The sequence below is a fragment of the Mesorhizobium sp. M8A.F.Ca.ET.207.01.1.1 genome, from assembly GCF_004794715.1.
Lineage (GTDB): Bacteria > Pseudomonadota > Alphaproteobacteria > Rhizobiales > Rhizobiaceae > Mesorhizobium.
This window is the reverse complement of sequence record NZ_SRUS01000024.1, coordinates 4,797-30,255: the sequence shown is the minus strand read 5'-3', so window position 1 is coordinate 30,255 and position 25,459 is coordinate 4,797. Positions and strand designations below refer to the sequence as shown.

The following is a 25,459-nucleotide window of genomic DNA, read 5'->3' as shown; positions in this document are numbered from 1 at the left end:
CGGGACCAGGGCGCCGATGCTGGTGCCGCTGAGGCCCGACGAGCGCTGGTCGCTCGACTTCGTATCGGACCAGCTCACCGACGGGCGCCGCTTCCGCATCCTGGCCGTCGTCGACGACTGCACGAGACAGTGCCTGGCACTCATCGTTGATACGTCTCTCTCGGGCATGCGGGTTGCCCGCGAATTGGACCGGCTCATCACCAGCGCGGCCGGCCCAGGATGATCGTCAGCGACAATGGCAGCGAGTTCACCTCGAACGCCATCCTCTCCTGGGCGGATCAGAACCGCGTCGAATGGCATTACATTGCGCCCGGCAAGCCGATGCAGAATGGCTTCATCGAGAGCTTCAACGGCCGACTGCGCGATGAACTGCTCAACGAGACGCTGTTCACCTCGCTGGCTCAGGCGCGCGTAGCCATCGCCCTGTGGCACGCCGACTACAACACCGCGCGGCCGCACTCCCCCCTGGCAGACCCCGGCCAAGTTCGCCAGCACCTTCAATCCGCGACGGTCGCTCGCGCTGCGCTATGCCAAAGGCTCCGCGCCAGCGCCCGTCGCTTCACCCGCCCAGCAGGGCACAACCCACGCCGGAAACGAACTCAAAACTGCTGGGGCAACGTCAGTCCCATAGAGCCTTGATGGTTATCTCGGCCTTTGCTCGCAGCAGCGCCTTAGGTTGGGCGAAGGCGTTCTCAATCGGATTGAAGTCGGGACTGTAGGGCGGCAGGTAGAGCAGGCTCGCCTGCGGCCTCAATCGCGCCGCGCAGGGTTCTCCAGGCGGATGTCGCCAATGTCAAATTTGCTGGCATCCATGTCGCCCTCGCCAACCGCACAAGCGAAGGCCAGAAAGCCAACATGTGTTCTGCGGCTTAATTAAGAGCCAGCCGATGTCGGCCGAACATCACCTTGTCTCGAAGTCGACGATCGGACAGCAGGTTGCGAAAGTTGGCGCGATGCGAAACAAACTGCTGAAGCGCTCAACTTTTATTGATCACGCGTGTTGGACGCGACGCACTCCCGTTCCAATCGGGCTGAGCGCAAATTCTCCCGGTTCACAAAACTGAGTCGCTGGAGTAGTGGGGGCGCAGAGAAATCTCCGGTCGCAGCCTTACCCGGTCAAAACAAGGATACCAATGATGAAGACTCTCGCCGTCTGCTCTGGCGGATTGGACTCCGTTTCCCTTGCTCACATGGTGGCAGCGGAGCACGAACTCACCGGCCTTCTATCTTTCGACTATGGCCAACGGCACAGGAAGGAATTGGGCTTCGCCGCTCTTTGCGCGCAGCGACTGAAGGTCCCGCACCAGATCATCGACATCGGCGAAATTGGCCGTGGCCTTTCCGGCTCAGCGCTGACTAGCAGTATCGACGTGCCGGACGGCCACTACGCCGAAGACACGATGAAGATTACGGTGGTGCCGAACCGCAATGCCATCATGTTGGCAATCGCCTTCGGTCTCGCCGCCGCCCACAGCGCCGAAGCGGTGGCGGCGGCCGTGCATGGTGGGGACCATTTCATCTATCCCGATTGCCGTCCGGCCTTCATTGAAGCTTTCCAGACAATGCAAGACCGCGCGCTCGACGGCTATGCGCAGATACGCCTCTATGCACCGTATGTGAATCTCAGAAAAGCTGACATTGTTGCGGATGGCGCAAGATACGGCACCCCGTTTGCTGAGACCTGGTCCTGTTACAAGGGCGGCGTGCGTCACTGCGGACGATGCGGGACCTGCGTCGAGCGGCGCGAAGCGTTCCATCTCGCCGGGCACGCTGATCCCACCGACTACGAGGACGCCGATTTCTGGCTTGAGGCGCTGCGCAGGAGGCGCGCGTAATGTTCCACATCAGCAAGGAATTCCACTTCTCGGCCTCGCATCAGCTCACCTCCTTGCCTCCCAACCATCAATGCGCGCGCCTGCACGGGCATAACTATGTCGTCGTAGTGCAGCTGTCGGCCAAGGAACTGGACGCCCACGGCTTCGTGCGCGACTATCACGATCTGGCGCCGCTCAAACGCTACATTGACGAGAGCTTCGACCATCGGCACCTCAACGACGTGCTGGGACATGAGAAGGTCACGGCGGAATGCCTGGCCAGACATTTCTATGAATGGTGCAAGGCACGTCTGCCGCAGACCGCGGCCGTGCGCGTTAGCGAAACACCGAAAACTTGGGCGGAATACCGTCCGTGACCGACATGCATCCCGCAATCCGTGTGAGCGAGATATTCGGGCCGACTATCCAGGGCGAGGGCGTGCTCATCGGCTTGCCGACGGTGTTCATCAGAACCGGCGGATGTGATTATCGCTGTTCATGGTGCGACAGCCTTCACGCGGTGGACAATCAGTATCGCCATGAATGGCTACCGATGCCGATCGATGCCGTGTGGCAAACCGTCCATGCGCTTTCCGGCGGCAGGCCGGTTATGGTCTCCTTGTCAGGCGGCAACCCGGCCATTCAGCCGTTCGGTCCCCTCATAGAACGCGGCCATCGCGAGGGCTATCGTTTTGCACTGGAAACGCAGGGTTCCGTGGTGAGGGAGTGGTTTGCGGATCTTGACGTGCTGACCCTTAGCCCAAAGCCGCCGTCCAGCGAGATGACGACCCGTTGGGCTGCGTTTGATGCATGCCTCGAAGCGGCGCAAGAGAAGCCGCAAATCGTGCTCAAGCTCGTCGTTTTCGACGAGAGTGACTATGCCTACGCCAAAGAAGTCGCGGCGAGATATCCGCACCTTCCGATCTATCTGCAACCCGGCAATCACACGCCGCCGCGCCCTGGCAGTGAAGACGCCTCTGTCGACTTGGACGGAATAATGATGCGAATGGAATGGCTTGTCGAAAGGGTGACTAGCGACAGGTGGTTCGAAGCCCGCGTGTTGCCGCAGCTGCACGTTCTGCTTTGGGGTAACAAGAGGGCGGTCTAGTCTGCGGCTTGCGTCGCACCGGAAGGCCGGGCTCCAACGGCTTGGCAGGCTCTCTTCGCGTGCCGAGTACAGCCGAGCTTTGTTCGCGTCAGCGGTCTCGCGATTGTGCGGCTGGAAACCGCCCGGACACCCCGCTGCCGGCGTGTGTCACCTTGACTCCGATGAGCTGTCGTCACGCAAAGTTGAAATCCGCAAGAACTGGCCTTCTCGCCCCACCTGCTCCGTCGCAAGCACGTCATCCCCTCATCCTTGTCCAGCTCTTATCGATGTATCTCATTGTCCGGCCTGACGCACGACTGTCAGCATGGGAATGCATCCATTGCGCAAATGCCTTCCATAAAGAAGATCGATTTCCTCACTGGCCCAACGTGAAATATAGCAACGTTTTCGTGGCGTGGGTCGGCTGCGTCGGGAGTAGCGATGAAAACGTATTAGGGTCGCCTGCGTCTCCTTGGGCAGCGAGTGTAAAGTATAGCGATGCGGCCTCCGGCGCGAACGGCAGCCGCGCAGTGATCACCTTCGCCTGTGCCTTTGCGGCGGGGGTCAAGCGCTGGTCTGCTCAAATTTTTTATCGTTTAGCTGGTTGAAACTGCTCCCGTTGCGGGCTGCAGAAGCCGGCCAGCCGAGAAACGGCAGCCGCACTTATGAAAGCACGCCAAGGCATGCGGGCATCTATCAGTTGCAAAGGACAATACTGGCCGCGCCGATTGGCCATCACGCGTCCATTAGGGCAGCCACCAACATCAGTTCGCAAGAGGAGCAAAAGTAATATGTATCGTCGTCACCTGATCAAAGGGTTGGTTGCGCTCGGCGCATGCCGGATTTGCGTTCAAGCCGCCCAAGCGACCAGTGCCCATTGGGGGTACACCGGTCCGGTCGGACCGGAGCACTGGGCTGATCTGGATAAGGAAAATTTCGTATGCTCTGCCGGCACGCAGCAATCGCCGATCAATATCAACAGCGCGGTCAAGGCGGATATCCCGCATATCGCCATCGGCTGGCACAAGGGCGGCGGCAATATGGTGAACAACGGCCACACCATTCAAATCAATATGCCACAAGGCAGCACGCTGACCCGCGGCGATCGTGTCTACGAACTGGTACAGTTCCATTTCCATGCGCCAAGCGAACATCACGTGGCGGGCAAGAGCTTCCCGTTGGAGGTGCATTTCGTTCACAAGGACACGCAAAGTGGTACTCTGGGCGTGCTGGGCGTCTTTTTAACGCCCGGCGCGACAAATGCCAGCTTTGCTGCCCTTGCTGCGGCCTTTCCCGAACTGCCGAATGGGGAGGTGACGATCGACGAGGTGAATCCCAACTGGCTTCTGCCAGCCTCGCTTGGCTATTGGACTTATGAGGGCTCACTGACGACGCCGCCGTGCACCGAAAACGTCGAGTGGATGGTGGCGATGGAACCGGTTGACGTTGATCCGGCAGACATCCAGCGATTTGCCTCCCTCTACCCGTCGAACGCGCGCCCTATTCATTCACCCAATCGACGCTTCATCCTGCGCCAGAGTTGAGCGCCGCCCCAGCGGTTCCGCACGGTCCAACATTCTTGGCACAAGTTGGCGCGAAGCCTCCTCTTCCGGTCTGGCGGTCTGACGGCGCTCCCCAAGCTGGCTAGTCTAAATGATAGGGATTCGGTGCCGACACCACTCGTCCCAAAGACGTCGCGGCGAGGTTTGTCTGCAACCCGGCAATCACACGCCGCCCCGCCGTGGTAATGAAGACGTCTCTGTCGAGTCCGACGGAATATGATGCGCATGGAATCGCTGGTAGAAAAGGTGACCAGCGACAGGTGGTTCGAAGCCCGCGTCTTGCCGCAGCTGCACGTTCTACTCTGGGGTAACAAGAGGGTGGTGTATACCTTCTCCTAGCTTCGCCGCCAACTACTCGGTTTTCCGAATTGCTCTCTATATTCTTGAAGACGATGCGTTCGTTAAAGACATGTGCTGCGCACCTGGTGTAAAAGCTGCTCTCATCATGCAGAGGTCAAGCCAGTCGGGCTCATCCGAGGCTATGGCCGTGAGCACTGTTCAGTTCGGCAGAGAGGGCGCTTTTGTACACACTTTGCGATCGTGGCGGCCCCGTGGGCAGATCTGCAAGCTGCCGCGACACTAACCTCTCGAAGCCTGCCCGCCCGCCTGTTGATGCGTGTCTCCCAGTAAGATCCTGTCCAAGAACGTGATAATCTTCTTGCCAGTGTTGTAGCTGATGTTGCCCTTGATGCCGCAGCCTACCGCGGCGGGACCAAACTCAATGGCAAGCAGGCCGGCTAGGATCGTGCAGCCAGTCGCGAGCCTCGCCCACAACGGGGTCTCACGCGCATGAGGGCGCCGACCATGGGTTCGGCGGTTCGTACGCGTATAACACGTATCTTTCTGAAAAAATCAATGCTCTCGGCTAAGCTACTGAATTATCTGGCTTCCATATAGCGCGTCGGCGGAACCAACTTGTAGACGGGCTATGAAAGGTTAAGCGCGGATGTCTATCGGCCGCCGGCGTTCCCGCTCTGTGAGCCTGCCTGAACTACCCGCGCCGCGGTCAAGCCCCAGGCTCCTGCTCATCCAGCGACCGCCCGATCAATGGCAGGCTGGAAAGACAAGAGCCGATGTCTTCCGATGGTCTCGCCATCAGCTTTGGGCTAACTTCCCCATTCTCCCGCTTCGAGCTCGACTCACGGCGGTTTGGATGGCGCACGACAATCTGTGTCGGCTTTGTCGTGTCCGTGACAGACGCCTGAAAGGCCCGTTCGCGCGTTTTGCCGCCATCTAAGCGGCTGGAATTTAATGACAAAGTTTCTTCTGGGATCGGCCGATCACGCTGGTACGCTTTTTGCGATGCTTGGTGTGAGGCGGCACGAGCTGCCTATCGGCACTTGTGTCGCGGGCAGTCGCGATGATTAGAACGAAGGAAGGAAAGCTATTATGTCAGGTCTGCGTCAGATCGCCTTTTACGGAAAAGGCGGCATCGGCAAGTCCACCACGTCCCAAAATACGCTCGCTGCCCTTGTCGACCTCGGGCAGAGAATCCTCATCGTAGGATGCGACCCCAAAGCCGATTCCACACGCTTGATCCTGAATTCGAAAGCTCAGGATACCGTCCTGGATCTCGCCGCACAGGAAGGTTCGGTGGAAGACCTCGAACTCCAGGACGTGCTCAAGGTGGGCTACAGAGGCATCAAGTGCGTGGAGTCCGGCGGCCCCGAGCCGGGTGTCGGTTGCGCCGGCCGCGGCGTCATCACCTCGATCAATTTCCTCGAGGAGAATGGCGCTTATGACGATGTCGATTATGTCTCCTATGACGTCCTCGGCGACGTGGTATGCGGCGGCTTCGCCATGCCGATCCGCGAAGGCAAGGCCCAGGAGATCTATATCGTCATGTCCGGCGAGATGATGGCGCTCTATGCCGCCAACAACATCGCCAAGGGCATCCTCAAATATGCCCATTCGGGCGGTGTGCGGCTGGGCGGGCTGATCTGCAATGAACGTCAAACCGACCGCGAACTCGATCTGGCCGAAGCACTGGCTGGCCGATTGAATTCCAAGCTCATCCACTTCGTGCCCCGCGACAACATCGTCCAACATGCCGAACTCAGGAAGATGTCGGTGATCCAGTACGCGCCGGACTCAAAGCAGGCAGGGGAATACCGCGCTCTGGCCGAGAAGATCCACGCCAATTCGGGCCAGGGTACGATCCCGACGCCGATCACCATGGAGGAGCTGGAGGAGATGCTGCTCGACTTCGGCATCATGAAGACCGACGAGCAGATGCTTGCCGAGCTTCACTCCAAGGAAGCGGCGAAGGCGGCAGCCCAGTAGTGACATTAGCGCTGCCATCAATCGGCGCGCCTTGCAGAGAACGGCGCCTATTCTTTGAGGCGTCACCCAACCTTGAAAGGGGGACTCATGAGCCGGGAATACGAGAATGACGGTGCTCTTCATGCGAAGCTTATCGAAGAGGTGCTGTCGCATTATCCCGACAAGGCGGCGAAGCGCCGCAAGAAGCACCTCAACGTCGCAAAGAGCGGCAACGAGGCTGGCGGGGAAAGCGAGGTCCTTTCCGAATGCGACGTCAAATCGAACATCAAGTCCATTCCCGGGGTGATGACGATTCGCGGCTGTGCATATGCTGGTTCGAAAGGCGTGGTGTGGGGGCCAGTCAAGGATATGGTCCATATCTCGCACGGCCCGGTCGGCTGCGGCCAATATTCTTGGTCGCAGCGCCGCAACTACTACGTCGGTACAACGGGCGTCGACACGTTCGGGACAATGCAGTTCACCTCCGATTTCCAGGAGAAGGACATCGTCTTCGGCGGCGACAAGAAGCTGGAACAGATCATTGACGAGATTGAAGTCTTGTTTCCGCTCAACAACGGCATCACCGTGCAGTCCGAATGCCCTATCGGCCTGATTGGCGATGACACCGAGGCCGTTTCTCGCAAAAAGACCAAGGAGTATGACAAGACGATCGTGCCGGTACGCTGCGAGGGCTTCCGCGGCGTCTCGCAGTCGCTTGGCCACCACATCGCCAATGATGCAATCCGGGATTGGGTCTTCGACAAAAAGGATGTCAAGTTCGAGGCCGGCCCCTACGACGTCAACGTCATCGGCGACTACAATATCGGCGGCGATGCCTGGGCCTCGCGCATACTGCTTGAGGAGATAGGGCTGCGCGTGGTTGGCAACTGGTCGGGTGACGCCACACTCGCAGAGATCGAGCGCGCCCCGAAGGCTAAGCTCAATCTTATCCACTGCTACCGGTCGATGAATTACATCTGTCGGCATATGGAGGAAAAGTATGGCGTCGCCTGGATGGAGTACAATTTCTTCGGTCCCTCCCAGATCGAAGCCTCTCTGCGCAACATAGCCAAGCATTTTGGGCCGGAAATCGAGGAGAAGACCGAAAAGGTCATTGCCAAGTACAGGCCGCTTGTTGATGCGGTCATCGCCAAGTACCTGTCGCGCCTGGAAGGAAATACCGTGATGCTCTATGTGGGCGGCCTGCGCCCCCGCCACGTCGTCACGGCCTACGAGGACCTCGGCATGGTCATCGTGGGCACCGGCTATGAATTCGCCCACAGCGACGACTATCAGCGCACCGGCCACTACGTGAAGAACGGCACGCTGATCTACGATGACGTGACCGGCTATGAGTTGGAGAAATTCATCGAAGGGATTCGCCCAAATCTGGTCGGCTCGGGAATCAAAGAAAAATACCCGGTGCAGAAGATGGGCATACCGTTCCGCCAGATGCATTCCTGGGATTATTCAGGCCCGTATCACGGCTACGATGGCTTTGCCATTTTCGCACGTGATGTGGATCTCGCCATTAACAACCCGGTCTGGGACCTATTCCACGCGCCTTGGAAAAGAAGCCGGGGCGATGAGCGGGCGATGGCTGCCGAATAAACATTTGCTTCAGCCCCAGTCTCCCACTGAGACGGTGAACTCCCGCGGCCTCTGATCCGCCGGAGCCTGGAACGTCTTGACGTCCTGAGCTGCCGTCCCGCGCAGCCAGATGCAAAAGAGGTAATCATCATGCCGCAGTCGGCTGAAAAAATTCTCGATCACGCTCCCCTGTTCCGCGAGCCGGAATACAGAAAGATGCTCGCTGAGAAGAAGCTAAACTTCGAATGTCCGCACCCCGATGAAATCGTTTCCGATCAGCGCGATTTCACCCAGACGTGGGAATACCGCGAAAAGAACCTCGCCCGCAAAGCGCTTGTCGTGAACCCGGCCAAGGCCTGCCAGCCGCTGGGTGCGGTATTCGCTGCCGCCGGCTTCGAGCGAACCATGTCCTTCGTCCACGGCAGCCAAGGTTGCGTCGCCTATTACCGCTCGCACCTGTCGCGCCATTTCAAGGAGCCTGCCGCGGCGGTCTCCTCCTCAATGACCGAGGATGCGGCGGTGTTTGGCGGCCTGAAGAACATGGTCGACGGGCTCGCCAACACCTACCAGCTCTACGACCCCAAGATGATTGCCGTGTCGACGACCTGTATGGCAGAGGTCATTGGCGACGACCTGCACAGCTTCATCCAGAACGCCAAGGACGAAGATTCAGTCCCGCGCGACTTCGACGTGCCCTTTGCCCACACCCCGGCCTTCGTTGGCAGTCATGTCGACGGCTATGACAACATGGTCAAAGGCATTTTGGAGCACTTCTGGAAAGGTCAGGAGCGTACGCAAATCGAAGGAACCATCAACATCATTCCGGGCTTCGACGGCTTCTGCGTCGGCAACAACCGGGAGCTCAAGCGCCTGCTCGATGTAATGGGCGTGTCCTATACATTGATCCAGGATGCCTCTGACCAGTTCGATACGCCTTCGGACGGTGAATACCGCATGTATGACGGGGGCACGAAGATCAACGAGGTGAAGAAGGCCCTCAACGCCGAGGCAACGCTTTCGCTGCAGCATCACAACACCCGAAAGACACTGGGCTATTGCGAGGAGGTCGGGCAGGCGACGGCCTCGTTCCACTATCCGCTCGGCGTTCAGGCGACGGACGAATTCCTGATGGAGGTCGCGGCGATTTCCGGCAAGGAGATTCCCGAGGCAATTCGCCTCGAGCGCGGCCGACTGGTAGACGCCATGGCGGACAGCCAATCCTGGTTGCATGGTAAGAAATACGCCATCTACGGTGATCCCGACTTCGTTCACGCAATGGCCCGCTTTGTCATGGAGACCGGCGGCGAGCCAACCCATTGCCTCGCCACCAATGGCACCTCGGCATGGGAAGCCGATTTGAAGAAGCTGCTAGCATCCTCGCCTTTCGGCAAGGCTGCCCAGGTTTGGGCGGGCAAGGACCTGTGGGCGCTGCGCTCACTGCTCTTTACCGAGCCGGTGGACCTTTTGATCGGCAATTCCTACGGCAAGTACCTGGAGCGCGACACCGGAACACCGCTGATCCGGCTGATGTTTCCGATTTTCGATCGGCACCATCATCACCGCTTTGCGCTCTTTGGCTACCAGGGCGCGTTGCGCGTGCTGACGACGATCCTCGACAAGATCTTCGACAAACTCGATCGCGAGACGAGCGAGACGGGTGTGACGGATTATTCCTATGACCTCACGCGCTAAGAGCCGTGGCCGGCTTTTCGCCGAGGCCATTCCTTGCCCAATGGACTGGGGAGGCTGAGCAATGTCCTCCCTCAGCGCCAAAATCAAGGACGCCTTCGATGAGCCCGCCTGCGATAAGAACCGTGGCAAAGATGCCAAGGCGCGCAAGGAGGGCTGCTCGAAGTCGCTGACACCAGGGGCGGCAGCCGGCGGCTGCGCCTTTGACGGAGCCAAGATCGTCCTGCAGCCGATCACCGACGTTGCGCATCTGGTCCATGCGCCGCTCGCCTGCGAGGGCAATTCTTGGGACAACCGTGGTGCGGTTTCGTCAGGGCCGACCTTGTGGCGGACAAGCTTCACGACCGACCTCACCGAACTCGACCTTGTGATGGGGCAGGGCGAGCGGAAACTCTTCAAGGCGATCCGCGAGATCAAGCACACATACGCGCCGCCGGCGATCTTCGTCTACTCGACTTGCGTAACGGCGCTGATCGGTGACGACATCGAGGCCGTGTGCAAACGCGCCACGGAAAAGTTCGGTTTGGCCGTGGTGCCGATCAATGCGCCTGGCCTGGCAGGCTCCAAGAACCTCGGCAATAAGCTCGCCGCCGAGGCGTTGCTCGATCATGTCATCGGCACGGTCGAACCCGACGACCCCGGACCCTACGACATCAACATCCTTGGCGAATTCAACCTCTCGGGCGAATTCTGGCTTGTAAAGCCGCTCCTCGATCGGCTCGGGATCCGGGTGCGCGCCTGCATTCCCGGCGATGCGCGTTACCGCGACATTGCTTCCGCGCACCGCGCCCGGGCGGCAATGATGGTGTGCTCGACCGCGCTGATCAGTCTTGCCCGCAAGATGGAGGAGCGCTGGGACATCCCGTTCTTCGAGGGCTCCTTCTATGGCATCTCCGACACATCGCAAGCTCTTCGAAACCTTGTCAGGCTGCTGGTGAGGAAGGGCGCCGATCCGGAGATCCTCGAGCGCACAGAGACGCTGATCGCGCAGCAGGAGGCGATCGCGTGGAAGAAACTCGAATCCTACCGGCAAAGGCTCCAAGGCAAGCGCGTGCTGCTCAACACAGGCGGTGTGAAGTCCTGGTCGGTTGTCCATGCGCTGATGGAGATCGGAATCGAGATCGTCGGCACCTCGATCAAGAAATCTACGGTGCAGGACAAGGAGCGCATCAAACAAGTTCTCAAGCACGACAAGCACATGTTCGAATCCATGGCTGCGAGCGAGCTGTACGCCATGCTCTCTGAACACAGGGCCGATATCATGCTGTCGGGCGGTCGCACGCAATTCATTGCGCTCAAGGCCAAGACGCCCTGGCTCGATATCAACCAGGAGCGCCAGCATCCTTATGCCGGCTATGACGGCATGGTGGAACTCGTACGCCAGATTGACCTCGCCATTCACAATCCGATCTGGTCTCAGGTGCGCCAGCCGGCCCCGTGGGATTGCCAGCCTGAGCTGATAGGCGAATTGCCGTGCACGAGGAACGAGACCGCGTACCTGTTTGATGAATTCGCCTGCGCGACGGCACACGAGTGTTGAGGCGACCGATGGCCCGCATCCTTCCCCAGAGCAAATCGGCGGCAGTCAACCCGCTGAAGTCGTCGCAGCCGCTGGGTGCCGCCTTTGCCTTTCTTGGCGTCGACGGTGCGATGCCGCTGTTCCACGGCAGCCAAGGCTGCACAAGCTTTGCGCTCGTTCTCTTCGTGCGGCACTTCAAAGAAGCGATTCCCTTGCAGACTACGGCGATGGATGAGGTGGCGACCATCCTCGGCGCAGCCGACCATCTGGAAGAGGCGATCCTCAACCTCAAGAACCGCACGAAGCCAACGCTGATCGGAGTGTGCACGACCGCGCTGGTGGAGACGCGTGGCGAAGATTGCGCGGGTGATATTGCCAACATCATGCGGAAGCACACGCAACAGCTTGCGGGTACGGAGGTCGTGCTGGCCAACACGCCGGATTTTGACGGCGCGATCGAAGAGGGCTGGGCCAAGGCAGTCACCGCAATGATCGAAGGGATTACGCGCTCGGGCGAACGGGCGCGGCACCCGAAGAAGATCGCAATCCTGCCCGGATGCAACCTCTCTGTCGCCGACATCGAGCATATGCGGGACATGGTTGAAAGCTTTGGGCTCAAGCCGGTTATTCTGCCCGACATTTCAGGCTCGCTCGACGGTACGGTTCCTGACCGCTGGGTAGCGACCACATACGGCGGCACCAGCGTCGAAGACATTCGCGAGTTGGGTACGGCCATGCGATGCATCGCCATCGGTGAGCACATGCGCCGCCCGGCGAAAGCGCTGCTCGGGTTGACCGGCGTGCCTTACGTGTTGTTCCAGTCACTGACTGGGCTGCAGGACACGGACCGCTTCGTGTCGCTGCTGTCTTCGATTTCGGGCGCGGCGGTACCGGCCCGCGTGCGCCGGCGCCGGGCGCAATTGCAGGACGCGATGCTCGACGGACATTTCCATTTCGGCGGCAAGAAAATTGCCATCGCTGCCGAACCAGACCAGCTGTTCCAACTTGCAACCTTCTTTGCTGGTCTCGGCTCCGAGATAGCCGCGGCCGTCACAACGACCGACAGGTCTAAAATTCTCAAGAAAGTCCCGGCGGTTTCGGTTCAGATCGGCGATCTCGGCGATCTGGAAAGTCTTGCCGTCGGTGCTGACCTGCTTGTCACGCATTCGCACGGGCGCCAAGCATCGGAGCGGCTCGGAATTCCGCTCATGCGCATCGGGTTCCCGGTCTTCGATCGACTAGGCAGCCAGCACAAGCTCGCAATTCTCTATCAGGGCACCCGCGACATGATCTTCGAGGTCGCCAGCATCTTCCAGGCCAACCAACACGCGCCCACTCCTGAGGCGCTTGATCCACTCCGTAATCGAGAAATATCACGATGAACGCTGTTCGCCGCCTCTCGCTGGTCAGTAATGAGGTTTTCGCCCCGATGCCTGAACGACGTAAGGGCGCATTGCGCGTTGCGATCGCCACTCAGGACATGCAGGACCTCAACGCCCATTTCGGGTCGGCCAGGCGCTTTGCTGTCTACGACGTGACGCGCGAGGAATGGAATCTCGTAGAAGCCGTGGCCTTCGATGACGTGTCCGATGAAAGCGGGGAGCATCGGGCCGAGCGCGATGATCGCATCACGCCAAAGGTGGATGCGCTCAAGGGCTGTCAGATCCTGTTTTGTCTGGCAATTGGCGGCCCTTCGGCAGCCAAGCTTGTCGCGGCAAAAATCCACCCGATCAAAGTGGCGGAGCCCCAATCGATCCCACAGGTGCTCTTGCGCACGCAGATGATGCTCAGGACGTGTCCTCCGCCTTGGCTGCGCAAGGTGCTGGCGCGAGCGGGCATTGCCGAAAAGAAACCGTCCTTCGAGGACGAGGACTGAAAAGAGGAGGACGCCAATGCCTGACCCCGCAATCCCCCCAGCTGTCGCCGAAGACGAGGCGGCTCTTTGCACCCCGTTCGTCAAATGCCTCGTGCGGCTGATCCGTTCTCAGGATTCCTATGGCTCGTGGGAACGCAAAGCGGACGCTGAGCTGCTGGGCGACTTCATCATTACCAAGGATCAGCGCCGAGGGATCCCAATCATCGGAGATCCCGATCCCGACGTGCTGTGGAGGCTCGACAAGTACTACGCCGCCATCGGGCTTGCGATCGAGGAGCGCTGCGGCCTTATGGCATCGCCGATGATCCAGGTGAGCCATGAGGGTTTTGGTCGGGTGCTTTTCACGACCGGACGGCTGGTCGTTCTGTCCAAAACGCTGCGCGATGTCCACCGGTTTGGCTTCGAGACGCTCCTGAAGCTCGCCACGGCCGGTACGAAGCTGGTCGACGATGCGATTTCAGTCATCGAAACCTTTCCCCACGTGGCGCTGGCATGATGGGCGCGATTTTCGAGAAAGGCCATCATGACGGACCCGAGAAACTATGTTGGCCAGTCCCCTCGATCCAGGGACTCGAGGCCGACCAGGTTGTTGGGGTATCGCCGATGAAGAAGCCGCTGGTCCTGATCTGCTCGCAAGATGCCGAGTTCTATCTGCTCTACAGCCACATACTGGAGGTTGACGGTTTCAGCAGTGAGACGGCAGACGGCGCGAAGGCTGCGCTGGCCTTGGCCGAACAACGGGAGCTTCAGGCCGTAGTGCTGGATTGCGACCCAGCCAGCATAAACGGGTCCGCAATTTGCGCCCAACTCAAGCGGGAACCGCGCACCACCGACCTGCCTATCATCGCCCTGATCGCGCCTGGCGCCGAGCACCAGCACCTCGATCTCTTGAAGGCAGGCGTTGAGAGCTTTGTGCGGCCGGTGGCTCCGGCCAAGCTGCTCGACTGCCTGCGGGCGAGGCTCGGGCTGACCAAGCGTGGTCCGAACGGGGTTGAAAACGACAGTTGGATTTGTTGTGGAGGCCTGGAGATGAAGCTCGATGCCCATCGGGTTCGCGGTAATGGCCACGACATCCATCTCGGACGGATCGATTTCAACGTGCTGCGGCTTATGATTGAGGCCCCCGGCAAGGTCTTCAGCCGGGACGAGCTTATCGGGGCGGCCTGGCTGCCCAACATTCATGTCGGTGCACGCACCGTCGATGTCCATATCAGTCGAATCAGGAGGGCGCTGAAAACGGCCTTGCCCGGCAGCGTCATCCGCACCGTCAGGTCGGCCGGCTACTCGCTCGAGAAGCCGGACGACTGAAATCGGTGATCGAACGTGGTGCCGCTCTCTCTTCCTCCGGAGAGCGGTGTTGCCGCTTTGAGGCGCTCCTAACGAAGACCAGGAGAAGCAGGCAAATGGAATTTAAAAGCATATTCAGTGTGACGGGTGCTGATCATTCTGATGAGGACCTCACAACAGCTGCCGGACTGTGTGCCGAGGTCGGCGCGCACCTATCGGTACTCATTATACCGCCTCCATTGCTCTTGATGTCGTCTCCGCCCCCCGAATGGAATACAGGACGTGCACAGGCAATTGCAGTACCGAACTATCGATTTCAGCAAATCGAGAAATTTTCACAGGACGTGACCAGAATGGAAAGACGGTCCGCGGATATCCTCAAAAGGCTGAAAGCTATGTCGCTTTCCTGTGACGTTGACACCGACTATTGCGATCCGGCTAGCCTCGGTGAAGTGGCACGACAGCGGGCGCTCTGCGCTGACCTGACGATCGTTGGAGGAGACCTCCTCAACGATGAGACTCTCGGACCTCCTGTTGTCAACGGCTGCTTGTTCGATAGCGGAAAGCCGGTGCTCATCGTGCCGAAGGGCGTTAAGGCGACGCTGTCGCCTCGACGCGTGCTGGTCGGCTGGGATTCGCGTGTAGAGGCCTCGCGTGCGGTTCGGGAAGCTCTTAGTATCCTATCCGCTGCCAGGGAAGTCTGTGTCGCTATGGTCGATCCAAAGGCGCAAAACAACGGGAAAGGCGCGCAGTCTGGAGCTGACATCGCTGCCTATCTTACTCGGCACGGTGCTCGGGTCTCCGTTGACCTGCTTAAGAGCGCCGGCAAATCGGCGGGCACAGTGCTGACCCAGCACGCGAACGACATCTGTGCTGACATGATGGTTATGGGTGCTTATGGCAGCCGTGGGCTGCGTGAGCGGATTTTCGGCGGTCCGCCGAGCTGGAGCTTTGGGAAGACCACATTGCCGCTGTTTTTGGCTCGCTGATCAGCTCCGTAGGAACACCGATCAGGTCGTAGGACCGCCAACCAGTCCGAAGTCGTCGTCGGTTACCGGTCGGATTGCGGAGACATGGCTGGATCCGCGAACATCTTGCGACGCTTGTCAGAGCCAAACCGGACGCCTCGACTGCTTCACGACGCTCTCGTGAACCAACTCGTGCGAGATCGTCCGCAACGGGCAGTAAAGACGAACGGCTGCAGCAGACCGCAGCCAAGCCACAGGGCGGGTGTACCAGGAGACCCCGCCTCGTGCGCGAACCCTGTTGGAAGGCCCCTTATCAGTACCCGGACGCGCGTCAAATCGGCGGCTGTCCCTGTCAGCCTGCGGTGTGCAAGGGCCGCTGCCGCGGAGCTTCCCCTGCCCGATCGTCGGGCGTGCGACAATGTCGGATTCCAGACGAGCTGGAACTGCGCGAACTCGTTGGTTTGACAGGTCTTTATCCGGCACGCCGCATGCATGGGAGTCTCCGAAAGCATTAAGAGCCGTTATCCATGGTTACGCCCCTCGAAAGAAAGAGCCGCTTCCGTCGTGGCAGGGAAACAGCCACTCCTGGGGTGGAGGCCGGCGCTAGAAGCCGCCGTAAGATCCGGAAGAGCCGCGCGACAGCATCACACACTTTCCTTCTGCTCTTGGGTTCGGATCACGCCGCGCCGCTGTCGATGCCGCCGACATTGAGCCCAAGACCTGGAAGGCGGCACACGCTTTTGCTGTCCTCTCAGTCGGGACCGCGGCTCAAGCATGCCTGTGAGGTTCGCATTGCTCAATGCCCGGCGATCGACGTCAACATGCCGCTGAGTTGGAAAACACTCCTAGAGGAGTAAGGATAAGTGGACCTCTTTTGTATTGGTGTGGGTGCTGGACCATCTAATTTGAGCCTTGCGTGTCAGATACAGGAAGAGATTGCGCAAGGGGCACTGTTCCTGGACCGGGAGGTCGATTTCCGAGGACATCCAGGCAGCGCTTTCGATTGCGCGGAGCTCCAGGTCGGCCACTTCCAGGATCTGGTTACTCTGGTCAATCCGCGATCAGCCTACACATTCGTAAACTACCTCCACGAGAACGGGCGTCTTTACAATTTCCTCAATGCGCAATTTCACGGGGTGCTTAGAGCCGAGTTCGCCCAATATCTCAACTGGGCGTTCCAGAAGAATCCGCTTGTCCGTGGCGGCGAGGCCGTTCGCGAAATCCGCTTTGACGGCGAGTTTCGCGTGCGGACGGACAACGCGGTCCTTGATGCAAGAAACCTCGTCATCGACATAGGCAAGCAGGCGCAAATTCCGCCTCAGTTTCATGGCTGGACTGGACCCAACCTGTTCCACTCATCTGAGTTGGCCCACATCAATCCTGAGGTGCAAAAAAAGCATGTCTGCGTTGTTGGCGGCGGACAGTCGGGAGCCGAGCTGCTACTGCACCTTGTCGGCCGGCCGAAAGAACGGCGGCCCGCGGCGATCACATGGGTCTTGACGCGCGAGATGCCTTTCGACGACCACGCGTTCACAAACGGGCTGTTCACGCCATGCTTCTCGGATCGTTTTGCTGCGATGAGCGAGGTGCATCGACAGCTGTTCCTGCGGCGTTTCGCGCTTGCCTCCGAGGGCATTTCAGAAAGCAAGTTGCGCGCGGTCTATCAGGCGCTCTACCACCACGCCTTTCTCGAGCCACACCAATGCGAGATCACATTGCGGCCAAGTTGCAACGTGTCGCGCTGCATCAATGCCGGAGCAGGGCACAGGCTCACGCTGCAACGCGGCTTGGACAACATCGGAGAAGTAACCGCCGATATCGTCATCCTGGCCACCGGGTACGAGAAACCGCTGCCGGGTTTCCTAGAACCGATCGCAGATCGCCTCGAACAGATCGGCAATGAGCTCGCCATCGGCGAGGATTTTTCGGTGTACTGGGACGGACCGCGAGACCGACGCCTTTTCGTTCAGAACGCCTGCCTTGGACAGCGCGGGCTGGCTGATCCGAACTTTGGGCTGCTGGCCTGGCGAGCGCGCCGCATCCTTGACAGCCTTCTGCGGCGCGCGCCATGCGCCAATCCCGAGCATCTAGGGTTCATCAACCGTCCCTTGACGGAGTGCTGGCCCGACCTCGGAGTCGAACAAATGGGCAGCGGGATATGATTCGTCGATATTGATGATCGGCGGTGGCATTCAGGAAAGATTTCCGCCTCTGGCGGCAAAAGCGGGACGAGCAATATTCCTACGGCGTCAGATCGCTCTGCTCGCGCTTGAGCAAGGTAGCGTCGCGCGACTCCTGCTTGGCGTGAAACAGCAAAGGGCATTCAATCACGATGCAGCTTTACGTGCTGTCGGGCTCAACGCCACGTGGATCGAGCCCAACGCCGCCGTTGGCAACCGCGACGCGAATTATGACGCCGGGCCACATGCGGCGGTGGCTGCAAGGGTACCGAGCCTCTCCCGCACTTTCGACCCCATCGCCGAAGTGCGACTGCTCCAGGACGCCGAAGCCGGTCTTATCGCCAGCGGGCCAGCCAAACTCTCACCTTCCTAAACGGCAGCCGCTAAGGTGAGCCGTCGAAAGCCGACATTCAGGTTAACGTCAGCTGGCCATGTTAGGGCTCGCTTATTCAAGGCGGTACCGGCGCTTGCCGAAGCTAAGAAGGGTTGGCATGCCCTTTGCCGTGCTTGATGTGCGGCAACACGGTGAGAGCTCCGCTGAAGCAAGCGAGAGGGAGCAATGCCCTCGAGACCGTGTCCGATTTTGACTGGAAAATATTCCGCGACAAAAGAGACGAAAGGTATGGAATGACTTTGGACACCAAGATGGAACTGCGTATGGGGTCCCCGGCTCCTGCGCTGAAAGTGGAGAACTGGCTGCGTGGCGAGCCCCTCACGAGCCTTCGGCCCGGCAAGGTCTACCTCGTTGAATTTTGGGCGACTTGGTGCCGACCATGTGTCCACGCCATGCCCCATTTGATCGAACTGCAGGAGAAATATAAAGACAGCGGATTTGAGATTATCGGAGTCGCAGCTTGCGAAAAGGCTGCAACCGCGGACGAAGCGCGGACCAACGTGGATGCCTGGCTGACCGAGAAGTTCCCGAATCTGAATTATCGGACAGCGTTCGATTGCACTGGCGAAATGAAAAAGCTCTGGCTGGAACCCAGCTCTTCGTTCGGGATTCCCACCTCGTTCGTGGTCGACCGCGACGGCCACATCGCTTATATCGGCCACCCGGCACCTCTCGATGACGTTTTGCCGAAAGTCCTTAACGGCAGCTGGCGCAGCAGCTATGAAGCGAAAGCCGTCGATGCAAAGCGAATCTCGCGTGTGCGCGAATCGTCGCTGAGTCAGCCGATATACGCCAAACTTGGGCAGGCGATGCAGGACGAGGATTGGGCAGCGGCACTATTGGCCATCGAAGAAGGCCTCGCCGTGATGCCAGACTCTTTTGATTTTCGGCGGGTTCATGCGGATATTCTGCTTCACAAGCTGCGCGACATCAAAACCGGCTTGCCGCTTATGCGCGAATTGGTCGAGGACGCGATCAACAAAAAGTTCGAAGCGATGTCTTGGGTGGTGATGGCGCTGAACCAACTCTTCCATCCCACGATCGACAACTCCCATCTTCCGCATGATGATCGCTTTGCGATGGGCAAGGAGCTCTCCGAACAGATCCTGGAACTTAATCCTCCGCAAGGCGATGGAGACTTTAAATTCGGGTGTTACTTTCCGGTCGCTCAGTATTATTACGAGAGCGGCAACAAGGACCGGGCGATCGAGTTGATCGAGGTGGCAATCAAATCGCTGGACCATTCGGAGCCAGCGCCGGACCAAACCAAACAGCGCTACCTCACCTCGTTGCTCCAAGCCCTGGCCAACTACACGGGTGAGCCTGCCTGTCACGCGGGTCTCTGTGTGGCTCCGCAAAACAAGACTTCCGAAACTCAAAACGCTGTCACTTCCTGAGCAAGGATCGCGAAGGGCATGACAATTGGAATTGAACACCGGCAAATCCGCCCGCCCAGGCGCACTTCGCAGCAATAACGTCGATGCCGCAAAAGTGCGCGGCTTGCGGCAGGTGGAATTTCCATTGCGTTTACCTCGGGTCGAACCGCGGCGCAGGCGTTCGCGCCGCGGTGAAAGGTCTCGCACTGGTGGACGTGCTCGAGGTCGGCCACGGGACACTGTTGCGTGGGATCGGCTCGCCCAAGCCATTCCCCGCCCACGCAAGCGCCCGAACCACACATCGCAGAAAAAGAGATCGTCCTTCAAGAGGAGTACTGAAATTGGGGAAAAGCGAAATTCCTCATGAACCGGTTGGCCCTGCTGTCCACAAGGACGACGAGGCCCTTGCTTCCCCGTTCGTAAAATGCCTCCTGCGGCTCATTCGTACTCAGGATTCCTTCGGCTTATGGGAAGGCCATTCGGATGCCGAGCTGCTGGCCGAGTTCATCATCACCAAGCAACAGCAACGTGCGGTACCCTTTGTCGGCGATCCCGATCCTGACGCGCTGTGGAGGCTCGACATGTTTTACACCGCCGTAGCGCTTGCGATCGAGGAGCGCTCCGGCGTGTCGACGTCGCCGACAATAGAAATGAAACCCGTGGGGGCTTCCGGCGGTTGGGCGTTCTGTCGAGACGTCCACCGGTTCGGCTTCGAGACTTTCCGCAAACTTGCTGAGGCCGGTACGAAACTGGTCGACGATGCGACTGCAGCCATTGAAGCCTAGCCCGAGATGGAGCGCATCAAGAAAACCATTGTTCCAGGAAGGATCTATGTCAGACCTAGATAGGATGAGGAAAAAAGTCTGAAAGCTCCAGTTGCGTGCAGCTATTGCCAAGATGGCATTGCAGGACCTCGTCGAGGGTCTGCCGGGCAAGTGGGCCGACATACAGGAAGTCGCCGAGAAAACCCAAGCCGTTAATGCCGAGTTGGATGTTGCCAAGAGAGAACTCGCTTCAATGAAGAATTTAGGATGATGCGCACATTCACCACCCGTGACGGCTCCATTTGGATGCCGTCGTACCTGACCTCCATCGATAGCAAACCTGCATCGGCTGCTGCCGTTGTTTCAAGGTCTGCTCGCGCGATGTCATGCATCTTCACGGCGTTGATGATGCGGGTGAAATCCTCGCCCCTGCGATGACGAGGACGACGATTTCGACGGCAAGCTCAATCGCATGATCATGGTTGTCGATGATGCCGGCCGCTGCATAGGCTGCGGAGCCTGCGGCCGCGTCTGCCCCAAGAACTGCCAGACGCATGTTGCGGCCGACGAGCTCGCAACATGATCTGGCGAAAACCAGGGGAGCGGCGTCCACTTCATCTTTTTGTCGGCTCGTGGGGCTGGTCCTGTACAGCAATGCGTCGATGGTTTACTTCGCTTTGGATTCGCACCCGTGTGGCAGTCGTCACGACGCTGGCCTGTTCGCTGCTGCTTCAGGCCGGCTACTTCGGCCGCGTGCCCTTTCTGATCTGGCAGTCCTCTAGCCGCGCTCGTGGAACTCGCCACAGGGGCCAGCATGCCGATGGTTACAGGAAAGCTCGGGTACCAGTCGTCTCACTCTGATCAACTGCGGAATGCAATTTTCAGCTGTGTCCCGGCTTGGTCGAATGCCCAGCATGTGCTGCTGCTTTGATGCGCGGATGACAGGATCAGTGCTCAGACCCACACCAATTTTGGTCACCCTCTGATGACTGAGCTGATCGTATAGGGAATCTGTGTTCGGCTAACACGCGACCACATTCGGTGTCCTTAGGCCGGGAGATGCGGGTGGTTGGTCGATTAGGGACATAAGAGTCATCGCAGCACGCTGGATGCGGTGTGCTTGTCGCAATGACAAACTCGGTGCACCCGCTTCGAAAGACGGGTGTCTTTGATCACACATACCCCTGGGCTGACCGGTGCGTAGCCGGTTCAGGTACTTTTTTGCTGGAGATAGCATGCTGGAAAAATTCGAACGTTATCCGCTCACCTTTGGACCCACGCCGATCGAGAGGCTCGACCGCCTCGGCAAGCATCTGGGCGACAAGGTGGAAATCTACGTCAAACGCGAGGACTGCAACTCCGGTCTCGCGTTCGGCGGAAACAAGCTGCGCAAGCTCGAATACATTGTGCCCGACGCGATCGCGTCAGATGCCGATACGCTCGTCACAATCGGTGGCGTGCAGTCCAACCATACGCGCATGGTCGCTGCGGTCGCCGCCAAGATCGGCATGAAATGCCTCCTGGTCCAGGAGAGCTGGGTCCCACATGATGATGCTGTCTACGACCGGGTCGGCAATATCCTCTTGAGCCGCATCATGGGGGCAGAGGTGCGCCTGGTTGACGAGGGCTTTGACATCGGCATCCGCCGCAGCTGGGAAAAGGCACTTTATGAAGTCAAGGCAAGGGGCGGCAGGCCATATGCGATACCTGCCGGCGCCTCTGTCCACAAATACGGCGGCCTGGGCTATGTGGGGTTCGCTGAGGAGGTGCGTGCCCAGGAAGAGCAGCTTGGGTTTGCCTTCGACTATATCGTCGTCTGTACGGTGACTGGTTCAACCCACGGCGGCATGCTCGTCGGGTTCGCCAAGGATGGTCGACAGCGCAACGTGATCGGTATCGATGCCTCCGCCATGCCCGCCAAGACCAAGGCGCAGGTGCTTGGCATCGCCCAAAATACAGCGAAGCTCGTCCACCTCGGAGCGGAAATTGTCGAGGCAGACGTGGTGTTGTTCATGGACTACGCGTACCCGGGTTATGGCGTTCCATCGGAGGAAACCAAAGAGGCAATCCGTTTGTGCGCGCGGCTCGAGGGCATGATTACGGACCCGGTTTACGAGGGCAAATCGATGCAAGGGATGATCGACCTCGTCCAGAGGGGCTTCTTTCCACAGGGATCGAGGGTCCTCTACGCACATCTAGGCGGCGCGCCGGCGATCAACGGGTACGGCTACACCTTTCGCAACGGCTGACGTTCGGCAGTCTGCGATTCCGCGGTCGCGCTCGAACGTGGGTAGGTAGCGTCGTTCGAGCGCTTGGCTGGAGAAGTGGAGGCAGCGACGGGCATCCACTAATTGGTACCATTACGTGCTGTCGGGGCTCAACGCCACGCGCATTGAGCGCATGCCGCCGTTGGCAACCGCGAGGCGAATTTTGACTCCGGGGCAAGAATCCACACGCGGCGGTGGCGGCACGAGGACCAAGCCGGCGAGTTCGCGCTTTCGAATGGCGCCAAACTGCCACTGCTCGAGGACCGAGGCCAGTCTAATCACAGGCGAGCCGTCCAAGCTCTCAAGAGTGATAGGGCGAAACCCGACAGCGGCAGAAGACATGTCGGGTTCACGACAATCGGCCGCATTTGGCCTCGTGGAGAATTTCAAAGCATTTCCCGCCGCTTACCGGAGCTGAGGGAATTGGCACCTCCGTTGCAGCTTGATGTGCGGCAACACGGTGAGAGCTTCGCTGAAGCAAGCCAGAGGGAGCGATGCCCTCGAGACCGTGTCCGATTTTGACTGGAAAATATTCCGCGACAAAAGAGACGAAAGGTGTGGAATGACTTTGGACACCAAGATGGAACTGCGTATGGGGTCCCCGGCTCCTGCGATCAAAGTGGAGAACTGGCTGCGTGGCGAGCCCCTCACGAACTTTCGGCCCGGCAAGGTCTACCTCGTTGAGTTTTGGGCGACTTGGTGCGGACCATGTGTCGACGCCATGCCCCATTTGATCGAACTGCAGGAGAAATATGAAGGCAGCGGATTTGAGGCGGTCGGAGTTGCCGCCTGCGAACAGGGTCCTACCGCAGACGAGGCGCGGACCAACGTGGATGCCTGGCTGACCGAGAAGTTCCCGAATCTGAATTATCGTATCGGGTTCGATTACATTGGCGAAATGAACAAGCTCTGGATGGATCCCAGCTCTTCGATTGGGATTCCCACCTCGTTCGTGGTCGACCGCGACGGCCACATCGCTTTTATCGGCCACCCGGCGGAACTCGATGACGTTTTGCCGAAAGTCCTTAACGGCAGCTGGCGCAGCAGCTATGAAGCGAAAGCCGCCGATGCAAAGCGCATCGCGCATAACCAACTTGCAGCGCGCGAAATGTCGCTTACCGGGCCGATATACGCCAAACTTGAGCCGGCGATGCAGGCCGAGGATTGGACGGCGGCGCTCTTGGCCATCGAAGAAGGCCTCGCCTTGATGCCAGACTCTTGTGAGTTCCGGCAGATTCATGCGGATCTTCTGCTTCACAAGCTGCGCGACATCAAGACCGGCATGCCAGTCATGCGAGAATTGGTCGAGGACGCGATCGACAAAACGTCCGACGCGGTGTCGTGGATGGCCTTGGCCCTCAACCAACTCTTCGATCCCACGATGGACAATTCCCATCTTCCGCGCGCGGAGCGCTTTGCGATGGGCAACGAGCTCTCGGAACAGATACTGGCACTCAATCCCCCGAACGGCGATGGCCCGTTTAAATACCTCCGGTACCTCCCGGTAGCTCAGTATTATTACGAGAGCGGCAACAAAGATCGCGCAATCGAGTTGATCGAGGTGGCACTGAAATCGGTGGACCGGCTGGGGCCAATTCCGGACCACACCAAACAGTACTATCTTACCCCATTGCTCGAAGCACTGGCCAACTACACGGGTGAGCCTGCCTGTCACGCGGATCTTTGTGTGGCTCCGCAAAAGAAGGCACCCGAAACTCAAAACGCAGTCACTTCCTGAGCAAGAATCGCGAAGGGACTGACAATTGGAATTGAACACTGGCCAATCCGCCCATCGAGGCTCTCTGCGCAGCAAGTATGTCGATGCAGCAGGGCGGCGGCTTGCGGCAGGTTGGATTTCAATTGCGTTGACCACCGGTCGGATCGCGGCGCAGACGATGTGCGCCGCGAATTCGCGCCGCAGGTCTCGCACTCGTGGACATGTCGAGGTCGGCCACGGGACACTGTTGCGTGGGATCGGCTCGCCCAAGCCATTCCCCGCCCACGCAAGCGCCCGAACCACACATCGCAGAAAAAGAGATCGTCCTTCAAGAGGAGTACTGAAATTGGGGAAAAGCGAAATTCCTCATGAACCGGTTGGCCCTGCTGTCCACAAGGACGACGAGGCCCTTGCTTCCCCGTTCGTAAAATGCCTCCTGCGGCTCATTCGTACTCAGGATTCCTTCGGCTTATGGGAAGGCCATTCGGATGCCGAGCTGCTGGCCGAGTTCATCATCACCAAGCAACAGCAACGTGCGGTACCCTTTGGCGGCGATCCCGATCCTGACGCGCTGTGGAGGCTCGACATGTTTTACACCGCCGTAGCGCTTGCGATCGAGGAGCGCTCCGGCGTGTCGGCGTCGCCGACAATAGAAATGAAACCCGTGGGGGCTTCCGGCGGTTGGGCGTTCTGTCGAGACGTCCACCGGTTCGGCTTCGAGACTTTCCGCAAACTTGCTGAGGCCGGTACGAAACTGGTCGACGATGCGACTGCAGCCATTGAAGCCTAGCCCGAGATGGAGCGCATCAACAAAACCATTGCTCCAGGAAGGATCTATGTCAGACCTAGATAAGATGAGGAAGAAAGTCCGAAAGCTCCAGTTGCGTGCAGCTATTGCCAAGATGGCATTGCAGGACCTTGTCGAGGGTCTGCCGGGCAAGTGGGCCGACATACAGGAAGTCGCCGAGAAAACCCAAGCCGTTTATGCCGAGTTGGATGTTGCCAAGAGAGAACTCGCTTCAATGAAGAATTTAGGATGATGCGCACATTCACCACCCGTGACGGCTCCATTTGGATGCCGTCGTACCTGACCTCCATCGATAGCAA

At 59.1% G+C, this 25,459-nt stretch carries 23 protein-coding genes and 4 pseudogenes; 26 read left to right on the top strand and 1 reads right to left on the bottom strand.

Going from position 1 to position 25,459, the window contains the following annotated elements; translation table 11 throughout:
* Nucleotides 1–628: pseudogene (locus tag EN850_RS32935) on the top strand (integrase core domain-containing protein); the annotation flags it as partial.
* On the opposite strand, the pseudogene EN850_RS32930 reads toward EN850_RS32935, so the two are convergent.
* A pseudogene (locus EN850_RS32930) lies at nucleotides 626–767 on the bottom strand (transposase); the annotation flags it as partial. The pseudogenes EN850_RS32935 and EN850_RS32930 sit on opposite strands and share 3 nt — an antisense overlap.
* Before the next feature lie 369 nt (nucleotides 768–1,136).
* On the opposite strand from EN850_RS32930, the gene queC reads away from it, so the two are divergent.
* From queC to EN850_RS32805, 25 genes and pseudogenes are all read left to right on the top strand, one after another.
* The gene (queC, locus tag EN850_RS32925) at nucleotides 1,137–1,835 is read left to right on the top strand and encodes a 7-cyano-7-deazaguanine synthase QueC (RefSeq protein ID WP_024505257.1); all 699 of its coding nucleotides are present in this window, start codon (nucleotides 1,137–1,139) and stop codon (nucleotides 1,833–1,835) included.
* Complete coding sequence (gene queD, locus EN850_RS32920; protein ID WP_024505258.1) at nucleotides 1,835–2,191, top strand: 6-carboxytetrahydropterin synthase QueD; 357 nt, start codon at nucleotides 1,835–1,837, stop codon at nucleotides 2,189–2,191. The genes queC and queD overlap by 1 nt, the downstream gene beginning before the upstream one ends.
* Before the next feature lie 5 nt (nucleotides 2,192–2,196).
* Complete coding sequence (queE, locus tag EN850_RS32915) at nucleotides 2,197–2,922, top strand: 7-carboxy-7-deazaguanine synthase QueE (protein ID WP_164752747.1); 726 nt, start codon at nucleotides 2,197–2,199, stop codon at nucleotides 2,920–2,922.
* 770 nt (nucleotides 2,923–3,692) lie between these two features.
* Nucleotides 3,693–4,445 carry a carbonic anhydrase gene (locus tag EN850_RS32910; RefSeq protein WP_127308802.1) on the top strand — a complete coding sequence of 251 codons (753 nt, stop codon included), beginning with the start codon at nucleotides 3,693–3,695 and terminating at the stop codon, nucleotides 4,443–4,445.
* Nucleotides 4,446–4,605: 160 nt separating this feature from the next.
* Nucleotides 4,606–4,802: pseudogene (locus EN850_RS37515) on the top strand (7-carboxy-7-deazaguanine synthase QueE); the annotation flags it as partial.
* Nucleotides 4,803–5,852: 1,050 nt separating this feature from the next.
* Nucleotides 5,853–6,746: a nitrogenase iron protein gene (nifH, locus tag EN850_RS32900; protein ID WP_024505261.1), complete on the top strand. Its 894-nt coding sequence runs from the start codon at nucleotides 5,853–5,855 to the stop codon at nucleotides 6,744–6,746.
* Nucleotides 6,747–6,833: 87 nt separating this feature from the next.
* On the top strand, nucleotides 6,834–8,336 hold the full coding sequence (gene nifD, locus EN850_RS32895) for a nitrogenase molybdenum-iron protein alpha chain (RefSeq protein WP_024505262.1): 1,503 nt from the start codon (nucleotides 6,834–6,836) through the stop codon (nucleotides 8,334–8,336).
* A gap of 129 nt (nucleotides 8,337–8,465) precedes the next feature.
* The gene (nifK, locus tag EN850_RS32890; RefSeq protein WP_024505263.1) at nucleotides 8,466–10,007 is read left to right on the top strand and encodes a nitrogenase molybdenum-iron protein subunit beta; all 1,542 of its coding nucleotides are present in this window, start codon (nucleotides 8,466–8,468) and stop codon (nucleotides 10,005–10,007) included.
* Between the two features lie 61 nt (nucleotides 10,008–10,068).
* Nucleotides 10,069–11,544, top strand: coding sequence for a nitrogenase iron-molybdenum cofactor biosynthesis protein NifE (gene nifE, locus EN850_RS32885; protein WP_095489376.1), 1,476 nt, complete (start codon nucleotides 10,069–10,071; stop codon nucleotides 11,542–11,544).
* An 8-nt stretch (nucleotides 11,545–11,552) separates the two neighbouring features.
* Nucleotides 11,553–12,905: a nitrogenase iron-molybdenum cofactor biosynthesis protein NifN gene (gene nifN / locus EN850_RS32880; RefSeq protein WP_126104986.1), complete on the top strand. Its 1,353-nt coding sequence runs from the start codon at nucleotides 11,553–11,555 to the stop codon at nucleotides 12,903–12,905.
* Complete coding sequence (gene nifX / locus EN850_RS32875) at nucleotides 12,902–13,399, top strand: nitrogen fixation protein NifX (RefSeq protein ID WP_126097324.1); 498 nt, start codon at nucleotides 12,902–12,904, stop codon at nucleotides 13,397–13,399. Before nifN ends, nifX begins: the two co-directional genes overlap by 4 nt.
* A gap of 16 nt (nucleotides 13,400–13,415) precedes the next feature.
* Nucleotides 13,416–13,895: a NifX-associated nitrogen fixation protein gene (locus tag EN850_RS32870; protein ID WP_127308803.1), complete on the top strand. Its 480-nt coding sequence runs from the start codon at nucleotides 13,416–13,418 to the stop codon at nucleotides 13,893–13,895.
* A 107-nt stretch (nucleotides 13,896–14,002) separates the two neighbouring features.
* Entirely contained in the window at nucleotides 14,003–14,707 is a 705-nt protein-coding gene (locus EN850_RS32865) for a response regulator transcription factor (RefSeq protein WP_245465747.1), read from the top strand.
* Between the two features lie 95 nt (nucleotides 14,708–14,802).
* Nucleotides 14,803–15,675 carry a universal stress protein gene (locus EN850_RS32860; RefSeq protein WP_127230841.1) on the top strand — a complete coding sequence of 291 codons (873 nt, stop codon included), beginning with the start codon at nucleotides 14,803–14,805 and terminating at the stop codon, nucleotides 15,673–15,675.
* Between the two features lie 842 nt (nucleotides 15,676–16,517).
* Nucleotides 16,518–17,816 carry a SidA/IucD/PvdA family monooxygenase gene (locus EN850_RS32855; protein ID WP_063169368.1) on the top strand — a complete coding sequence of 433 codons (1,299 nt, stop codon included), beginning with the start codon at nucleotides 16,518–16,520 and terminating at the stop codon, nucleotides 17,814–17,816.
* A gap of 13 nt (nucleotides 17,817–17,829) precedes the next feature.
* Nucleotides 17,830–18,207, top strand: a complete 378-nt coding sequence (locus EN850_RS32850; protein ID WP_024505270.1) for a hypothetical protein — start codon at nucleotides 17,830–17,832, stop codon at nucleotides 18,205–18,207.
* Between the two features lie 272 nt (nucleotides 18,208–18,479).
* The gene (locus tag EN850_RS32845) at nucleotides 18,480–19,625 is read left to right on the top strand and encodes a TlpA disulfide reductase family protein (protein WP_127308807.1); all 1,146 of its coding nucleotides are present in this window, start codon (nucleotides 18,480–18,482) and stop codon (nucleotides 19,623–19,625) included.
* 320 nt (nucleotides 19,626–19,945) lie between these two features.
* A complete protein-coding gene (locus tag EN850_RS32840) occupies nucleotides 19,946–20,389 on the top strand; it encodes a DUF269 domain-containing protein (protein ID WP_246689313.1) in 444 nt (147 codons plus the stop codon).
* 91 nt (nucleotides 20,390–20,480) lie between these two features.
* On the top strand, nucleotides 20,481–20,639 hold the full coding sequence (locus EN850_RS32835) for a CCE_0567 family metalloprotein (RefSeq protein ID WP_245478087.1): 159 nt from the start codon (nucleotides 20,481–20,483) through the stop codon (nucleotides 20,637–20,639).
* Nucleotides 20,636–20,951, top strand: a pseudogene (gene fdxB / locus EN850_RS32830) (ferredoxin III, nif-specific). The gene EN850_RS32835 and the pseudogene fdxB overlap by 4 nt, the downstream one beginning before the upstream one ends.
* On the top strand, nucleotides 20,948–21,229 hold the full coding sequence (locus EN850_RS37960; protein WP_348629439.1) for an exopolysaccharide production repressor protein: 282 nt from the start codon (nucleotides 20,948–20,950) through the stop codon (nucleotides 21,227–21,229). The pseudogene fdxB and the gene EN850_RS37960 overlap by 4 nt, the downstream one beginning before the upstream one ends.
* Before the next feature lie 374 nt (nucleotides 21,230–21,603).
* Nucleotides 21,604–22,617, top strand: a complete 1,014-nt coding sequence (locus EN850_RS32820; protein WP_024505903.1) for a 1-aminocyclopropane-1-carboxylate deaminase — start codon at nucleotides 21,604–21,606, stop codon at nucleotides 22,615–22,617.
* Between the two features lie 598 nt (nucleotides 22,618–23,215).
* Nucleotides 23,216–24,373 (top strand): TlpA disulfide reductase family protein, encoded by a 1,158-nt coding sequence (locus EN850_RS32815; protein WP_127308808.1) that lies wholly within the window; start codon nucleotides 23,216–23,218, stop codon nucleotides 24,371–24,373.
* Nucleotides 24,374–24,698: 325 nt separating this feature from the next.
* The gene (locus EN850_RS32810; protein ID WP_246689312.1) at nucleotides 24,699–25,142 is read left to right on the top strand and encodes a DUF269 domain-containing protein; all 444 of its coding nucleotides are present in this window, start codon (nucleotides 24,699–24,701) and stop codon (nucleotides 25,140–25,142) included.
* 46 nt (nucleotides 25,143–25,188) lie between these two features.
* Nucleotides 25,189–25,392 (top strand): CCE_0567 family metalloprotein, encoded by a 204-nt coding sequence (locus EN850_RS32805; protein ID WP_063169367.1) that lies wholly within the window; start codon nucleotides 25,189–25,191, stop codon nucleotides 25,390–25,392.
* Nucleotides 25,393–25,459 lie beyond the last annotated feature (67 nt).

Bases quoted from the DNA above. Each gene is read 5' to 3' on its own strand.
- EN850_RS32870 (WP_127308803.1), top strand. From the start codon at position 13,416: ATGCCTGACCCCGCAATCCCCCCAGCTGTCGCCGAAGACGAGGCGGCT.
- nifK (WP_024505263.1), top strand. From the start codon at position 8,466: ATGCCGCAGTCGGCTGAAAAAATTCTCGATCACGCTCCCCTGTTCCGC.
- nifN (WP_126104986.1), top strand. From the start codon at position 11,553: ATGGCCCGCATCCTTCCCCAGAGCAAATCGGCGGCAGTCAACCCGCTG.
- EN850_RS32860 (WP_127230841.1), top strand. From the start codon at position 14,803: ATGGAATTTAAAAGCATATTCAGTGTGACGGGTGCTGATCATTCTGAT.
- EN850_RS32820 (WP_024505903.1), top strand. From the start codon at position 21,604: ATGCTGGAAAAATTCGAACGTTATCCGCTCACCTTTGGACCCACGCCG.
- EN850_RS32865 (WP_245465747.1), top strand. From the start codon at position 14,003: ATGAAGAAGCCGCTGGTCCTGATCTGCTCGCAAGATGCCGAGTTCTAT.
- nifD (WP_024505262.1), top strand. From the start codon at position 6,834: ATGAGCCGGGAATACGAGAATGACGGTGCTCTTCATGCGAAGCTTATC.
- nifH (WP_024505261.1), top strand. From the start codon at position 5,853: ATGTCAGGTCTGCGTCAGATCGCCTTTTACGGAAAAGGCGGCATCGGC.
- nifX (WP_126097324.1), top strand. From the start codon at position 12,902: ATGAACGCTGTTCGCCGCCTCTCGCTGGTCAGTAATGAGGTTTTCGCC.
- EN850_RS32815 (WP_127308808.1), top strand. From the start codon at position 23,216: ATGGAACTGCGTATGGGGTCCCCGGCTCCTGCGATCAAAGTGGAGAAC.
- EN850_RS32850 (WP_024505270.1), top strand. From the start codon at position 17,830: ATGATCGGCGGTGGCATTCAGGAAAGATTTCCGCCTCTGGCGGCAAAA.
- EN850_RS32805 (WP_063169367.1), top strand. From the start codon at position 25,189: ATGTCAGACCTAGATAAGATGAGGAAGAAAGTCCGAAAGCTCCAGTTG.
- EN850_RS32845 (WP_127308807.1), top strand. From the start codon at position 18,480: ATGGAACTGCGTATGGGGTCCCCGGCTCCTGCGCTGAAAGTGGAGAAC.
- EN850_RS32910 (WP_127308802.1), top strand. From the start codon at position 3,693: ATGTATCGTCGTCACCTGATCAAAGGGTTGGTTGCGCTCGGCGCATGC.
- nifE (WP_095489376.1), top strand. From the start codon at position 10,069: ATGTCCTCCCTCAGCGCCAAAATCAAGGACGCCTTCGATGAGCCCGCC.
- queE (WP_164752747.1), top strand. From the start codon at position 2,197: ATGCATCCCGCAATCCGTGTGAGCGAGATATTCGGGCCGACTATCCAG.
- queD (WP_024505258.1), top strand. From the start codon at position 1,835: ATGTTCCACATCAGCAAGGAATTCCACTTCTCGGCCTCGCATCAGCTC.
- queC (WP_024505257.1), top strand. From the start codon at position 1,137: ATGAAGACTCTCGCCGTCTGCTCTGGCGGATTGGACTCCGTTTCCCTT.
- EN850_RS37960 (WP_348629439.1), top strand. From the start codon at position 20,948: ATGATCTGGCGAAAACCAGGGGAGCGGCGTCCACTTCATCTTTTTGTC.